9 protein-coding genes and 1 pseudogene are annotated in these 15295 nt (G+C 66.4%); 4 read left to right on the top strand and 6 right to left on the bottom strand.

The features are described from left to right. Window positions 1-296: 296 nt before the first annotated feature. Complete coding sequence (locus ACRYA2_RS19370; RefSeq protein WP_433631948.1) at window positions 297-2036, bottom strand: bacterio-opsin activator domain-containing protein; 1740 nt, start codon at window positions 2034-2036, stop codon at window positions 297-299. Between the two features lie 138 nt (window positions 2037-2174). Further along, the gene (locus ACRYA2_RS19365) at window positions 2175-4211 is read right to left on the bottom strand and encodes an AMP-binding protein (RefSeq protein WP_433631945.1); all 2037 of its coding nucleotides are present in this window, start codon (window positions 4209-4211) and stop codon (window positions 2175-2177) included. Between the two features lie 183 nt (window positions 4212-4394). On the opposite strand from ACRYA2_RS19365, the gene ACRYA2_RS19360 reads away from it, so the two are divergent. Next, the gene (locus ACRYA2_RS19360) at window positions 4395-5351 is read left to right on the top strand and encodes a lamin tail domain-containing protein (protein ID WP_433631942.1); all 957 of its coding nucleotides are present in this window, start codon (window positions 4395-4397) and stop codon (window positions 5349-5351) included. A gap of 63 nt (window positions 5352-5414) precedes the next feature. Here the strand turns inward: ACRYA2_RS19360 and ACRYA2_RS19355 are convergent. Further along, a pseudogene (locus ACRYA2_RS19355) lies at window positions 5415-8042 on the bottom strand (valine--tRNA ligase). Window positions 8043-8430: 388 nt separating this feature from the next. Here ACRYA2_RS19355 and ACRYA2_RS19350 point away from each other — a divergent pair. From ACRYA2_RS19350 to ACRYA2_RS19340, 3 genes are read left to right on the top strand one after another with little or no spacing between them, the layout of a single operon-like run. After that, window positions 8431-9777 (top strand): S8 family peptidase, encoded by a 1347-nt coding sequence (locus ACRYA2_RS19350; RefSeq protein WP_433631939.1) that lies wholly within the window; start codon window positions 8431-8433, stop codon window positions 9775-9777. Window positions 9778-9820: 43 nt separating this feature from the next. After that, on the top strand, window positions 9821-9961 hold the full coding sequence (locus tag ACRYA2_RS19345) for a hypothetical protein (protein ID WP_433631936.1): 141 nt from the start codon (window positions 9821-9823) through the stop codon (window positions 9959-9961). 52 nt (window positions 9962-10013) lie between these two features. Continuing rightward, window positions 10014-10643 carry a hypothetical protein gene (locus ACRYA2_RS19340; protein ID WP_433631934.1) on the top strand — a complete coding sequence of 210 codons (630 nt, stop codon included), beginning with the start codon at window positions 10014-10016 and terminating at the stop codon, window positions 10641-10643. A gap of 193 nt (window positions 10644-10836) precedes the next feature. Here ACRYA2_RS19340 and ACRYA2_RS19335 read toward each other — a convergent pair whose 3' ends face one another. The 3 genes from ACRYA2_RS19335 to ACRYA2_RS19325 form a co-directional block, all read right to left on the bottom strand. Beyond that, complete coding sequence (locus tag ACRYA2_RS19335; RefSeq protein ID WP_433631932.1) at window positions 10837-12990, bottom strand: alkaline phosphatase PhoX; 2154 nt, start codon at window positions 12988-12990, stop codon at window positions 10837-10839. Between the two features lie 304 nt (window positions 12991-13294). Then, entirely contained in the window at window positions 13295-13723 is a 429-nt protein-coding gene (locus tag ACRYA2_RS19330) for a hypothetical protein (RefSeq protein WP_433631930.1), read from the bottom strand. Window positions 13724-14006: 283 nt separating this feature from the next. Further along, window positions 14007-15269 carry a sulfite oxidase gene (locus tag ACRYA2_RS19325; RefSeq protein ID WP_433631927.1) on the bottom strand — a complete coding sequence of 421 codons (1263 nt, stop codon included), beginning with the start codon at window positions 15267-15269 and terminating at the stop codon, window positions 14007-14009. Window positions 15270-15295 lie beyond the last annotated feature (26 nt).

Genomic DNA, 15295 nt, shown 5'->3' with positions numbered 1-15295 from the left:
CAGTCCGGCCAGTTCTGCTCGAACTCCTCGTAGATCGAGTCGTCCGAGACGTTCGCCTGCTCGACGAACGACTCCGGGGGTTCGAATCGCTCCTGTTCTTCGAGCCGTGCTTCCAGTTCGACGTTCTGAGCGTCACCCATGTGCCAGGTTCACAACTCCCATTCAGCTATATAAATGATGGAACTAATTATGACAAACTGGCGTCTCCGTCGTGTAACGCCATCTAGACGAACGTCGCGACGTTCCACGGAAACGCGACGCTCCACCGGCGTCCGCGCGTCCGTGACGCTAAACAGTTAGTGTCGGGCGTTCGGCGTGCGGTGGTCGACGCCGTCGAAGACCGCGTCGAGCACCTTCTGTTGGGCTTTCCGGAGATGGTTGTGGAGCGTCGGCGACGAGATGGCCATCGAAGCCGCGAGTTCCTCGGCCGTACTCCCGCGAGGCCACTCGAAGTACCCGGAGAGGTAGGCGGCCCGAAGAACCGACCGTTGGCGCTCCGTCAGGTCGTCCTGGACGGTTCGCTGGACGCTGGCGGCGTTCCCGACCGGCTCCTCGACTTCGCGTTTCGAACGCAATCCGGTCTCGGGGAACGTCGCCTCGACGGCCTCGACGACCCCCCGGACGTCGACGTGCCGCGAGAACACCCCGGTAACGTCGGCGACGCCCTCCTCGACCGCGAGCTCGCGGACCGTCCCACCGCGCTCGACGAGGACCGTCGCGAGCGACTCGCCCGAGACGACGAACTCGAAGAGCGCGTCGTCGTCGTAGTCCCGGACGAGGCGGGCGTCGTCGACGGCGTCCGCACCAGTCACCCTGTCGAGGACGTCTCCGACGGCGGCTCCGCTCGCCGTGACGAAGTAGAGCAGCGACTGGTCCGCGACCGGGACGACTCCTTCGAGTTCGAAGCGACAGCCGAGGTCGCTCGAGGCGGCCACGAGAAACACGCCGCCGTCGGTGCTGCGCAGCGAGAGCGCCACGCCAGTGTCCGCCAGGAGCAAGCGCTTGCGCGCGATGGCGGTGATGGTCTCCCCGACGCGCCGCCCCACGTCCGCCAGCAGCGTCCGGTCGGCCGACGAGAACGAGTCGCGGGCCACGCAGAGCACGCCGTGGACGGTCTCGTTCGACCGGAGCGGCGCGACGGCGAACGAACACTCCGACAGCGGTCCGTCGACCGACGCGTCCTCGACGACCGTCACGTCCGAGAGTCCGTCCTCGTCCAGTGCGCCGGCGGCGTCGAGGACGTCGCCGGGAACGTCCCCGCCGGTTCGCTCCGGCGCGTCGCTCGCCCGCGTGACGCCACGCTCGCCACAGACCCAGACTGCGCGATAGGCGTCGGAGAGCCGCTCACAGACGGCCCGTCCCACGTCCTCGTCCGTGGACGCGTCCGCGAGCGCCGTGCCCAGTTCACCCACGCACTCGAGAAGGTCGTCGCTCCGCGAATCGGTATCCCGTCGCGGGCGGTCGTCCTTTCCACGGCCCGTTTCCGGCGACCGATTCGCGAAGGCGTCGACGATGTCGGCCGTGGTCAGGGCGTCGAGGTACGGGGCGAGGCTCTCGAGGCTCTGCCACCCGCCGACGGCCTGGACTACCCGCGGGTCGACGTCCTCCTCGACGAGGAGTCGCCACGCGAAGTGTTTGCGTAGTTCGCGGCACGTGACATCCCGGAGGTCGTCGGTCCGTTCGCTCACGTCGCTGACCAGCATCTGAACGCGTCGCGGCGTGACGTCGACGAACGGGTCGCGCTCGTCCAGGTCGTTTACATTCGCGTACTTCCGAAGGTCGTGAGCGACGTCGGGCGGGACGTACGCCTCTCGCCCGTCGCCGTCCCCCTCCGGCACCGAGAGGAGGTCGACTGTCCCCCCGTCTGACTCGCGTTCGCGAAGGTCGACGGGGCGAATCCGGGTTAGATCCGACGGTCCGAGCCCGACGCGGCCGGCGAGAGCCACGACGAGGTCCTCGCGGTAGGTCTCGGCCGCGCGACGCAGTCGATCGTACTCCGGCGTCGTCAGGCACTCGTCGCCGTTCTCGCCACCCATTCTACTTCGCTATCTTTCGAGAAGACGAATAAAGCATTCGGACAATCGGCCCCGATTTCGGACGGTAGCGCGAACTGTCGTCGAAGGACGCTCTGAAGTCCCGTTCTGGGTTTCGGTCGAATAAAAGAAGGCGAAACGCTAGCGGTCGAGAAGCGACGCGAGTTCGCCGACGATCTCCGGATTCCGGAGCGCGCTGGTGTCTCCGAGGTCCTCGCCGTTCGCGATGGCCTCGAGATAGCGGCGGACGACCTTGCCGGACCGCGTCTTCGGCAGCGACGGGGCGAACGTGACGACGTCCGGCACCGCGATGGGGCCGATGGCCGACTCGACGGCCGCCCGGACGCGCTCGCGAAGCGCCTCGTCACCCGCGACGTTCGACTCGAGGCTGACGAACGCGTGGACTCTCGCCCCCGTCACGGCGTCTTTCCCGCCGACGACCGCGGCTTCGGCGACGCCGTCGACGCCGACGATGGCGAACTCTATCTCCGTCGTGCTCAGGCGATGGCCCGAGACGTTGAGCACGTCGTCGGCCCGTCCGAGGAGACGGAGGTAGCCGTCGGAGTCCCGAACGGCGTTGTCACCCGTGTCGTACCGCCACTCGCCGTCTTCTCGCGGGGCTTGCCCGCTCGAACGGTCCGTGGTGTCTCGGGAGACGTCGACTTCCGATGGTGGGGAACTCTCGGAGTTCCCTCGACTTCGCTCCGCGCTATCGACGGTCGTCGTCCGGTAGTCGCCCCAGTCGGTCGCTTCGCAGAGCGACCTGGCCATCCCCGGCCACGGTCGGGTGAGCACCAGCCGTCCCGGCTCCCCCACGGGGACTCGCTCACCCGCGTCGTCGACGACTGCCGCCTCCAGTCCCGGCAGGCACCGGCCGACGGCGCCGGGACGCATCCGGTCGACGCCGGGGAGCGTCGAGAGGACGATGCCGCCCGTCTCGGTCTGCCACCAGGTGTCGACCACCGGACACTCGCCGCCGCCGACGTGCTCGCGGTACCAGTGCCAGGTCGTCTCGTCGATGGGTTCGCCGACCGTGCCGAGCAGTCGGAGCGAGGAGAGGTCGTGACGTTCGAGGTGTTCCTCGCCCCACTTCATGAACGCCCGGATGGACGTCGGCGCCGTGTAGAAGACGTCGACTTCGTTGCGCTCGATGATCTTCCAGAGGCGGTCCTTCTGGGGGTGGTCCGGCGTCCCCTCGTACAGGACCGTGGTCGCTCCGAGCGCGAGCGGCCCGTAGACGGCGTACGAGTGCCCCGTAATCCAGCCGACGTCGGCCGAACACCAGTGGGTTTCCCCGGGACCGAGGTCGAGCACCGCGTGACTCGTCCAGGTCACGTACGCGAGATATCCGCCAGTTTCGTGTCGAACGAGTGTCGGTTCCCCGGTCGTCCCGGAGGTGTAGATGAGAAAGAGCAGATCTCCGGCGTCGCGTTCGACCGGGTTGACTTCGGCACCCGCGTGCTCGTCGACGAGGTCGGCGTAGACGTGGTCGTCGTCGAATGAGCGGTCGTCTCCGAGACGCTCGACGACGACTTGCTCGACCGCGTGGTCGACGGAGAGACGGGCGTTGTCGGCCGTGCTCTCGAGGTCGAGCGCGCCGCCGCGGCGGTAGTAGCCGTCGCAGGTCACGAGACACTCCGAGTTCGCGCCGGCCAGTCGCGTCGCGAGCGCGTCCGCGGAGAACCCCGCGAACACGACGCTGTGAGGTGCGCCGATACGGGCGCACGCCAGCATGGCGACGGGGAGTTCGGGCACCATGGGCATGTAGAGCGTGACGACGTCGCCCTCGCCGACGCCGAGGTCGCGCAGCGCCGCCGCGAACGCGTTCACCTCGTCGAAGAGTTCCCGGTAACTGTATGTCCGCGTCTCTCCGAGCTTTCCCTCCCACGTGATGGCTGGCTCGTCGTCGCGTTCGTCGAGGTGTCGGTCGAGGCAGTTGTACGAGGCGTTCAGCCGTCCGCCGGGGTACCAGCGAACCGTCTCCTCGTCGTCGAGTACCGAGTCGAACGTGCGGTGCCAGTCCAACAGTTCGGCGGCGCGCTTCCAGCACGCCGGCCAGCCGGCGTCGAGGAACGCCTCGCTGTCGGCCGTCGTGACGTTCGCCGCATCGACGAACGACGGGGGAGGGGTCACCCACTCGCGCTCGCCGGTCGTTTCGTCCGTGCTGCCGTCGGCCATCCGTTCGAGATTTTGTGTAAACGACCAAAAGTATTCGGCTTTCAGAAATCGTACGACTCCTCCTGCTCGCTTCGGTCGACTTGTGTCTAATGATCGAAACGAGCCGCTGTTTTAGGTATAATACCTTACAATATAGGATTTATTTAACTGGAATATACGGGGGGAGAGCGCGTCTGTTCTCTAATGAACCGCGGGGCCACGATAGTCGTCGTTCTCCTGCTCGTCCTCTCCGGGTGTACGGGACTCGAGGACCCGAACGCGACGACCACCGGTAGCGCTCCGACCGAAACGACTCGGACGACGTCGACCACGGCGACCGACGGAACGAGCTATCGCGTCGAGGTGGTCGAGGTCGTCGACGGTGACACGTACACGGTCGAGTTCCCCGACGGCCACACCGAGGACGTTCGACTGCTCGGCGTCGACACGCCGGAGGTTCACGTGGAGAACACGCCGGACGAGTTCGAAGGCATCCCGACGACCGAGGCGGGGAGGGACTGGCTGCGGGACTGGGGCCACAGGGCCAGCGAGTTCGCCCGAACCCGGGTCCTGGGGAAGACCGTCAGGATCGAAACGGACCCGGCGGCCGACCGCCGGGGGAGCTACGGCCGTCTACTGGTGTACGTGTACGCGAACGACGACAAGTCGGTGAACGAACAGCTCCTCGAACAGGGGTACGCCCGGCTGTACGACAGTTCGTTCTCGCAACGCTCGGAGTTCACCGCCGACGAGCGACGCGCGCGGGACGACGCCGTCGGCCTGTGGAACTACGACGCCCCGACGACCGCGACGGACGGCGGGACGGCCGGGAGTTCGATTACGGTCACCGACTACCGGGCGGACGCTCCGGGTGACGACCACGAGAACCGGAACGGCGAGTACGTCACGCTCACGAACGCCGGCACGTCGGCGGTCGACCTCTCCGGATGGACGCTCTCGGACGCCGCCGACCACCGGTTCCGGTTCCCGGACGGGTTCACGCTCGAACCGGACGCCTCCGTGACCGTCTACACGGGGAGCGGCACCGACTCGTCGACCGACCTCTACTGGGGGTCTGATACGGCGATATGGAACAACGGCGGCGACACCATCGTCGTGACGGACGACGACGGAACCGTCGTCCTGAAGGAGGAACAGTAGCGGTCTCCGGCCCGCCGTCACGAACGGGGCCAGTTCCGCCTCCCGGCGTTTCCTGGCCTCGCCTCAGCGCACGAGCACGACGGCGTTCTCCGTCTGGAGGAGGTCGCCGTCACCGTCGTAGCGACGCTCCTCGCGTGCCTCGAAGCGCTCGCTGGCGAGGCGTTCGCCGGCGACGAGCAGCGCTCCGTCCCGGACTTCGAAGTCGCCGGCCTCGAGCGCCGCGTCGAACTCCTCGACTCTGGAGCCGTACTCCGGGCCGAGCGTCGAGTAGTCGAGGTCGACGTCGACGACGCGCGTCTCCGTCTCCGTCTCCGTCTCCGGCGGGTCGTCGAGACGGTCGAACTCCCGAACGTGCATCACCGAGGCGATGGCGTCCTCGAACCCGTCGACGGGACCGTACACCGCGACGTGCTCGACGTCGGCGTTCAGCGGCCGTCCCCGCTCGGCCTTGTACGTCCGGAGTGCGCCGACGACTTCCATCGCGGCCTCGCCGGCTTCGCGGTCGGTTTCGTAGCCGGCGGGTCGGGGCCACGACTGCTCGTGGACGCTCGCCTCGCCGTACAGCCGGTGCCACAGCTCCTCGGTGACGTGAGGAAGGAACGGCGCGAACAGCCGCAGAAACCGCTCGTGAGCGGTCCGGAGCGCGAAGTCGGTCGACGGTGCGTCCCGTCGTTTGGCGATTTCGAGGTAGTCGTCGCAGAACGTGTGCCAGAAGAAGCTCCGGAGCCGGTCCCGGGCCTTCGAGAACTCGTACGCTTCCATGTGCCGGGTGATATCCGCGGTGACGTCGTCCAGTTCGGCGAGCAGCCACTCGTCGAGCGCGTCCAGTTCCGCCGGTTCGTCCGGATCGGCGTCCGCGAGCGAGTCGACGAGCTTCGAGGCGTTCCACAGCTTCTGGAGGAGCTTCTTGCCGGTGACGAGGTCGTTCTCCGTGAACGGGAAGTCGTCGCCGATGGAGGTTCCGGCCGCCCAGTAGCGGGTGGCGTCGACGGAGAACTCCTCCAGGACCTCTCCGGGCGTGACGACGTTCCCTTTCGATTTGGACATCGCCTCCCGGTTCTCGTCCAGGACCATCCCGTTGAGCATGACCGCGTCGAACGGCACCTCGCCGGTGTGCTCGTAGCACTTGACCACCGTGTGAAACAGCCAGAAGCTGATGATGTCGTGGCCCTGGGGTCGGAGGTCCATCGGGTAGAGCTGCGGTCGGTCCATGGCGAGCGCGTCCGTCGCGGCGTCGTAGTCCCATCCGGCGTGGACGAGGGGCGTCAGCGACGAGGTCGCCCACGTGTCGAAGACGTCCTCCTCGGGGTCGAAGCTCCCGCTGCCACAGGCCGGACACGCGTCGACCGGCGGGTCGTCGGAGAGCGGGTCCACCGGGAGGTCCGCCCGCTCGGCGAGAATCGTCTCGCCGCAGTCCGCGCAGTACCAGACCGGAAACGGGACGCCGGAGTCCCGCTGGCGGGAGATACACCAGTCCCACTCCAGCTCCTCGACCCAGTGGCGGTACCGGGTGAACATCTTCTCCGGGTACCAGTCCATCTCGCGCCCGAGTTCGAGGTACTCGTCGGTCTTGTCGAGGAGCTTCACGTACCACTGGTCGGTGACGAGGTACTCGACGTCGGTCTCGCAGCGTTCGTGGACCTGGACGGCGTGGGTGATCTCGCGCCGTCCCTCCACGTACCCCGCCGCGTCGAGGTCGTCGACGATGGCCCCACGGGCCTCGCGGGTGGACAGACCGGCGTACTCGTCGGCGACGTCGGTCATCGTTCCGGACTCGTCGATGGCGATCCGGAGCGGTAGGTCGTGGGCTTGGTACCACTCGATGTCGGTCCGGTCGCCGAACGTACAGCACATGACGACGCCCGTTCCCGTCTCCCTGTCGACGCGTTCGTCGGCCAGAATCGGGACTTCGTGGTCGAAGAGCGGCACGCGCGCCGTTTCGCCGACGAGGTCCGCGTTCGACTCGTCGTCCGGATGGACGAACATCGCGACGCAGGCGGGCAGTAGCTCCGGTCGCGTGGTCGAGATGGTGACGCCGCCCCCGTCGCCGTCGACGAGCGGGAACCTGACGTCGGTGTAGTGTGCGTCGCGGTCGGCGTCTTCGGTTTCGACCTGCGAGATGGCTGTCTCGCACGCCGGACATCAGATGGTCGGCGCGTTGCGCCGGTACTCCCGGCCCTGTTCGTACAGTTCGACGAACGACAGCTGGGAGATTCGCTGGACGTCGGACTCGATAGTCCGGTAGGTGTTGTTCCAGTCGACGGAGACCGCAAGCGACTGGACGTCCTCTGTGAACTCGGCTTCGTACGTATCGCAGACCTCCCGGGTCAACGCCTGGAACTCGTCGCGCTCGTACTCCTGGCGGCGAACCGACAGCTCCCGTTCAGTGAGCCGTTCCGAGGCGATGCCGTTGTCGTCGTAGCCGAGCGGGAAGTAGACGTCACCGTCGCGCATCCGGTGGAACCGGGCGACGAAGTCCTGGAGCGTGAACTGGTAGAGGTGACCCATGTGCAGGTCGCCGGAGACGGTCGGCGGCGGCGTGTCGATGGTGAACGACGTGTCCGCATCGTCCGTCCCTCCGTACGCGTACGTGTCTTCCGCTATCCACCGACGTTGCCACTTCGATTCGACCGCCTCCGGTTCGTACTCGCCTTCGATGCGCTCTGTCGTTCGCTGCTGTGTGTTACTCATGCTGCGTTTCGCGGTGATCGCGCTGGTCGGAACTACGGGTCGCCTGCCGTCCGGACTCCAGAGAAGAGAGTGCCCCCTATCGGGGGGCTACGGCCGCGGCGGAGATGGACGCTACCCCGTATCGGTCGCCTCGGCGAATCGGCGTCCGCATACACCAGAGGATATGTTCAAACCTCTTGAATGTTTTCAAGGGCTAACGGTACCGGCGGGTTCGGGTCGACTACGCGGACTCCACGGACGGCGGCCAGCGCGGAGTGCGCCGACGAGCCCAGTATCGAGCGGTCCGACGTGATGCGTGCTCGCGAACGGCGACCGCCCGACTTCGTCGCCGAGTTACCACATTCTTCGAGTTATATTTAATAAAGATAAGGTCCTATAGAAATACGGGATGTACGAACACTCACGGCGGACGGTCCTGAAGACGGGTGCGGCGCTCGTAGGCGGCGTCGCGGCCGGAACGACGGTGACGACCGCCGAATCGCGCGGCCGATACGTCGTCGACACGGCGTCGGTCGGCGACGAGCAGGGTATCGACGTCGTTCACCGCCTCGACCGGGTCGGCCTCAGCGTCGTCCGCGCCAGCGAACGCGACGTGAAGCGACTCGGCGAGCGATACGCGGCCGACGTCGTCTTTTCGCGCGCTCGTCCGACCCGCGGCGGGTCGGTATCGGAGACGGCCGGCGCACGGGACGAACCGCTCTACTCACTCCAGTGGGACAAGCACGACCAGCACATTCCGGAGGTTCACGAGCACACTCGCGGCGAGGGTGCCCGCGTCGCGATTATCGACACCGGCGTCGCGGCCGGTCACCCCGACCTCTGGCACGCGGTCGACGCCGAGCGGTCGCGGAACTTCACCGAGGATTCCCTCGGCGCTCCCGGCCCGTACGGCGGCTATCACGGGACGCACGTCGCCGGAATCGTCGCGGCGAACGACCGAAACGAGCGCGGCGTCGTCGGCAGCGCGCCCGGCGCGGAGATCGTCGACTGTCGGGTGTTCTCCGAGACGGCACCCCAGGAGACGCTGTCGGCGTTCTTCGGCGACGTCCTCGCAGCCATCGTCTACAGCGCCGACGTCGGCGCGGACGCCGCGAATCTGAGCCTGGGGGCCTACTTCACGCGCGAGGGCCTCGGCTCGTTCTGGGGGAAAGCGCTCAATCGGACGACCACGTACGCCAACCGGCGGGGAACTCTGCTGGTCCACGCGGCAGGTAACGTCAGCGTCGACCTGCAACATGACCAGGGGTTCGTCGATTCGAGCGAGAGCGCCCAGGGCCTCGGCGTCAGCGCGACCGGTCCCGTCGGCTTCGGATGGGGCGAGGACGGTCTCGAGGAACCGTTCCACAGCCCCGCGTTCTACACCAACTACGGTACGAACGCGATCGACCTCGGAGCCCCCGGCGGTAACGCGAGCGAGGCGGTCCTCTCGATGAAACCGGAGAATCGACCGGCGGGCTGGCGGCAAGACTTCGTGCTCAACTGTCTCGCCGTCCCCTCGTTCGGCGAGTCTGGCGAGTACCAGGGCGCGAGCTACAAGTACGGCTACCTCGCCGGCACGTCGATGGCAGCGCCGCAGGTAACTGCCGCGGCGGCGCTGGTCGCGAGCGCCAATCCCCGGTACGACGCCAACCAGGTCGAGTCGACGCTCACGCGGGCGGCCGCGGTACCCGAGGGGTACGAGAAGGCGTACTACGGGTCCGGCTATCTCGACCCCCTTGAAGCCGTGACGGAGTGACGGCGGTTCGTCCTCTCGAATCCGTGGTCGCGCTCGCCGACCCGTGCCCGAAACCGTCCTCGAACCGGGTCGCACGCTCGGTCCCGTCCGCTCGCCGGAAGGCCCGGGCGTGGAACTCGACCCCGGTACGGACGTCGTCGGGACGCCGCGACCCGGACACTGCGACGACTTACGGGATTCCTAAACGGCGTATTACGGGATACATAGTAAAAATACCCCGGACATAACGGGAGCGCATGGAGCGCCGATCACTGATGACGGTAGCAGTCGTCGTTACCCTCCTGCTTGCAGGCTGTAGCGGTCTCGACTCGTCCGGAAACACCTCGACGACCGCAGCGACGACGACCACGACGCAGACGACCGAGCCGACTACCACGACCACGTCGACTTCGACCACGTCCACATCCACGACGGAGTCGTGGTCGAAGCCCGCGGCTCCGAACAAGCCGTTACAGAACAAGATGGACGAGGAGGACCGTGACCGGATGAAGAGCGTCCAGACCGAGTCCAGGGCCGGCGGCGGCTTCGACCTGACGGTCACGGCCGACACCCGGATGGAGGACGTCGACCCTGCGGACCACGGCACCGTGGTCGGCGAGCCGTACTTCCTCGTTTACGCCGGCGGGTCGCTCGACAACAAATCGCGGTTCAGTTACGTCAACGGTACGCTCGCCGAGCGGTCGAGCGAGGTCACCCAGAAGGAGAACGGCGAGTACACGCTCGAGGTCGACTCCGAGGCGCTCGAGAAGGCGAACGTCGAGGAGGGGAAGGTAGAGGTCCTCGTGCTGTTGATGGACAAAGACAGCGACTGGGACGACATCTACGGCGTCAGGAAAGTCACCGTCGAGTACTCGTCCGGGAAGTGACGGTCCGGGCTGGAAGACGCGGACTGAAGCCACCGTAACCGGCGGTACCGAAGCGGAACGCGATTCGCTCGAACGGCCGTACTCGAAGAGGGAGAGAAGACGAGAGGGAGGACTACTCCTCACCGCTCGCCGCTTCGGCGACCGGTCGCACGGATTCGCCTGCGTCGCCGAGGTGCGCTTCCCGTACGTCGAGCTAGCACTCGGAGTCGCCTTCGTCGCCACCGGATGCGCGATTGCCGGCTTCGTCGGCCTTCTCGTCGTCACCGGTTTCGTCGCTAGCACGACCCTGGCCGTCCGTGGCAGGGTCGTAGACGTACAGACAGTCGTTGGCGTACGACCGTCCGAACTGATCTGCGTCTTCACAGCAGAGGACGCGGCCGTCGTCCATCACGTAGACGTTGTCGACGTTGATGAGCGCGTCGTTCGCGACGTCGGCCGGGTCGCTCGCGTCCGGGCCGACGATGACGGGTTCGAGCGTCGAGACGTTGTAGTCGTCCTCGAGTTTGCCGCGGTAGACGACGCCGCCGTCGACGCGTTCTAGCTGGACGTCGCCCACCGTGGCCATGTCGTCGTTGAGCTCCGAGATGGCGAAGTAGACGTAGTCGCCGGGGCCGGCGTCGTCGACGCTGTCGACGCCCTCGGCCTTGTTGAACTCGATGGTGGCACCGACCTCTTTGGCGGCGGCACGGGTCTCGAGGAACGGGACCTTCCGGAGTTCCTCGTCGACACCGTCGGGCCCCTCGCTCTCGTACTGCTCGGCCCACTCGATGATCTCCTCGTTCGTGACGTAGTTCCGGTTGCCGTTCTCGATGACCTCCCTGTCGGCCTCTTCGACCGCCGCGTCGAGGTCCTCTCGCCAGTCGGTGTCGGCGTGGGTTTCGAGGTAGTCTTCCTGGGTGACGTCGTCGTATTCGGCGATCCAGGATTCGACCTCCGCGTTGGTCGCGTGACCCAGCTCCATCCACTCGAACTCGAGGTCGACGTTGGCAGGGGGGACGTTCTTCGCCGCCTCTTCGTTGGTCACCTTCGGGGCGTAGAGCGTTCCCGCGACGTCCATCGGGTCGTCGTAGCTCGGAATCTCCTCGTCGGCGACGAACTTGTAGATTCCCTTGCTGTCACCGTCCGAGCAGCCGTAGACGGTGCGCAGGTCGTTCTGGACGTCGGGCGACTCCCAGGCGGCCCGACCCATCACGTAGTACTTGACCGGCTCCGGGGTCTCTGCCGTCGGCTCGCGGATGTCGACGTGGTAGCCGTAGCGGTACGGATTCGGGTAGTGGTCCCCGATGGGAGTGAGGGTGTTACTCTCCTCGTCGGCGGAGTCGGCCGCCGAGTCAGAGCGCTGGTCGACGCGTTCCGCACCGAGGTAGTACGCGAGGAATTCGAGCCCCGTCAGCGACCACCAGCCCTGGATTTCCCACGCGTCGTCGCCGTAGTACCCTTCGACCGCCTCTTGGATCTCGTTCGGATTGGGTCGATTCCAGAACTGGCCGGCTCCGACGAGCCCCTTCCCGGTCCCCTTCTCCTCGATGTCGCCGACGGTCGCCGTCAGGGAGACGCGGGGATGGGAGTAGTTCTCCTCGGAGGAGATCATCGTGTTCCACGGGCTGAGGTCACCGTAGCAGTTGATTCGTGTCCCGCCGAGGTCGCGCAGTGCGTCCGTGTTCGCGATGTTGATCGCGTTCTCCAGGTCGGCGTTCCACTCGCCGTCCTCGTCCTGGCTGAGCGGGATTCGGGAGACGTTCCCCGGGCTGTTCTCCCAGTTCGTGAACAGGTATCCCTCGGTCCCCGCCTCGTTCGTGGCGACGAACTGGTTGCAGTCGGGGTTGTACGCCGCGTCCCCGTACTGCGTGCCTGCGAACTCGTCCTGGGTGATGTCTCGTCCGTCCGGCGTCTGCGCCACGCCGAGGCGCTCGGTGCCTCCGTTGATGGGGTCCTGTTCCTGGGCGAGGAACTCGTAGTCGGCGTCGGCACCTCGAACCACCCCTTTCTCCTCGTTCGTCTGTGGTATCGACAGCTCGTCGAAGTCGTCGTTGTCGCCGTCGAGCGAGAACTGGAACCCCGAGAAGTAACCGATTCCCGATTTGTCGTACGGTGCCGGGTTGTCCCGGCTCGGGTGCTGGAGGCTGTAGAGCGGCGTTCCGTCCTCGAAGACGAACGGTCCGGTGACCTCCGCCCCGAGCGCGGTCGACGAGAACCGCTTGAGCTCTCCGTTCACCCACGGCGCGCGCGCCGTGTCCGCGTCTTCGGGCGACTCTACACTCCGACCTCCGGTGACACCCGAGACGCTCGCCCCGAGAGCAGCGGCTACTGACGTTGCCATCAACTTCCGTCTGGTGAATTCCACCATGCAGGTGTGGTTACATCACCTAGGCAAGTAAATTTATATGTTGGATAATTATATATATGATGTGGTAGTACCCTGGAAAGTTCTATATACTGATTTGCTCGACACTTGGTGCGGGGAGCGGTCACTTCGATTCGGACCGGGGTTTCCGACGGACGACGACCGGTTCCGTGGTCGCTCCCCGACCGACGGATGAAGTTCCGAGCAGTACGAGGGTGAACGCCGAGAACCGCGTCGGTTCGCGTCGCCCGCCCGAGGAGCAGTAGACTGCGGACGACGGTTCCTCCGCTCGCCCGCGAGCGAAGTGCTACTCCGCGTCTAGCTTCGCTGCGCCCTCGCGGATCTCCCGAGCGCGATTTCGAACCGCGGCGACGTACCGTTCGACCTTCGTGGTCTTCTTGCCGTAAAACGATGCGACCCAGTTGATGTCGGTGTACGGTTGCGTGAGGAAGTACGCGGCGAGCGTGTCTCGGCCGGCCTGGATTATCTCCGGTGGAACGCCGCGTTCGCCCGTTCCGGCTTCCTCGAACCCGTTCACGTCGAAGTAAACGTCGGCGTACAACTCAGCGAGGTCGGGATCGTCGAACACGACTTCTCTGTGACCTGGAGCGTCGAATCGATACTCGCTCCCCTCTCCGGACGGGGGAGACCGCTCGACGATCCGGACGTCCAGTACGTACTCTTTGAAAACCGATTCGTCCTCCCCGGTGGAAACGTTCTGGTTAGCTTCTGACATCCTTTGTCCCGTGGTGGCCCGCCGATTTTCGTCGATTCCGAGTGGTGAACGCGGAGCGGTAGACGGTACGATAGAGGACGAGCGCTAATTAAATTCTTTCGCAAGTCGAATATATACTGCTATAGAGGACCACTTTCGCGGCTCGCGACGGGTCTGCGGCGGTCGGTCGCACGCAGCACGTCCGACCGAGAGAGAAGAACCGCGAGGCCGTCCCGTCGCCCTCGACACGGAGAGGCCGACGTCCGTTCGGAGGACGACCGACGGTACCCTGCGGGTCGTCGACTCACTCGCTCCGTCGGGGTGAGACCTGCACTTCGACCCCGTTCGGCCGGTAGGCGTTCGCCGCGTACCCGCCCTCGTTCCACGGGTAGACGTCGTCGGGAACGTCTTCCCACTCGTCGAGGACCGCGATGCAGGCCGGTTGGGTTCTGTCGCGCTCGTCCGTGGCCCGCGAGAGCAGCGTGGCGGTGGCTTCGGCGTCGAAGTCGGGCTTCCAGGTGTACGCGAACAGGCGCCAGGCGCCGTCGTAGTCCGGTCCGTACAGGTCGGCGTCGTGCCACGAGTCGCCGTCGTCGGTCGACACCTCGACGCGAGCCACGCGGTCGTCTCCCGCCCACGCAACGCCCCGAATCTCGATGCGCCCGTTCTCGTCCGGCGTCACGGTCGATTCGCCGTCCGGGTGGCCGACGAGCGACATGACGTTCTCGTCGAACGTGTACGGATGTTCGACGCCGCCGACGAGCTGGTCCCACGTGTCCGCCGTCGGGACCGTCTCCTGGACCTCCGGTTCGACGTCCGCCGGATGGATGCGGTAGGCGCCGTGCTGCCAATAGGTGTACGTCTGCCCGTCGTCCTCGTCGGCGAACGTCGCGTCCGTGACCATCGTGTCCGTGACGCGGAGTTCGTCGACCCACTTGACGCTGTTCGTCCCGTACCAGCCGGGGACGACCAGCCGGACCGGAAACCCGTGCTCGGGCGGGAGGGGACGGCCGTTCATCTCGTAGGCGAGGACGCAGTCGTCGAGCGCCTTCATCAGCGGGATGGATTTCACGTACACGTCGCCGTCTGCGGGCGGGTCACCGCCGACGACGGTGAGCCAGCGGTCCGCGTCGTCGGTCACGTCGAGTCCGCAGTCCCTGAGTACCGCCCGCACCGGCGTTCCGGTCCAGACCGCGGTCGCGACGGCGTCCCACTCCCACTGGACGCTCCCGGTCTCCGGGTCGTGTTGGCCGCGGTCGTTCCCGGCACACTCCATCGTGTGTGCGACGGCGACCGTCGGGTACTCCGTCCGCAGCGCGTCCATGGAGAGTGTCGCCTCGTCGACGCCCGTCACCTGCACCCGCCAGGCGTCCGCGTCGGCGTCCGGGATGTCGTTCCGGTGGCAGACGAAGTGTTCCTCGACCGGCGTCAGCCAGTCGGCGAACGTCTGCCGGCTCGCCGCTCCGACGACGGTGTAGCGGTCGTCCTCGTCGCGCACCGCCCGCGTTCCGGGCTTGCTGTCGAGTATCGCCTCGGTCTCCGCCATCCGCGTTTCGCTCCGGTCCATGTCCCACGTTCACAACCGCGACCGGC

This window comes from Halomicrococcus pelagicus, from assembly GCF_050954125.1.
Note: the sequence above shows the minus strand (reverse complement) of the source record. Positions and strands in the feature narration are given on the sequence as shown.

Coding starts and splice junctions, on each gene's coding strand:
- ACRYA2_RS19335 (WP_433631932.1), bottom strand. CDS start 12,990: ATGGTGGAATTCACCAGACGGAAGTTGATGGCAACGTCAGTAGCCGCT.
- ACRYA2_RS19350 (WP_433631939.1), top strand. CDS start 8,431: ATGTACGAACACTCACGGCGGACGGTCCTGAAGACGGGTGCGGCGCTC.
- ACRYA2_RS19340 (WP_433631934.1), top strand. CDS start 10,014: ATGGAGCGCCGATCACTGATGACGGTAGCAGTCGTCGTTACCCTCCTG.
- ACRYA2_RS19360 (WP_433631942.1), top strand. CDS start 4,395: ATGAACCGCGGGGCCACGATAGTCGTCGTTCTCCTGCTCGTCCTCTCC.
- ACRYA2_RS19325 (WP_433631927.1), bottom strand. CDS start 15,269: ATGGACCGGAGCGAAACGCGGATGGCGGAGACCGAGGCGATACTCGAC.
- ACRYA2_RS19330 (WP_433631930.1), bottom strand. CDS start 13,723: ATGTCAGAAGCTAACCAGAACGTTTCCACCGGGGAGGACGAATCGGTT.
- ACRYA2_RS19370 (WP_433631948.1), bottom strand. CDS start 2,036: ATGGGTGGCGAGAACGGCGACGAGTGCCTGACGACGCCGGAGTACGAT.
- ACRYA2_RS19365 (WP_433631945.1), bottom strand. CDS start 4,211: ATGGCCGACGGCAGCACGGACGAAACGACCGGCGAGCGCGAGTGGGTG.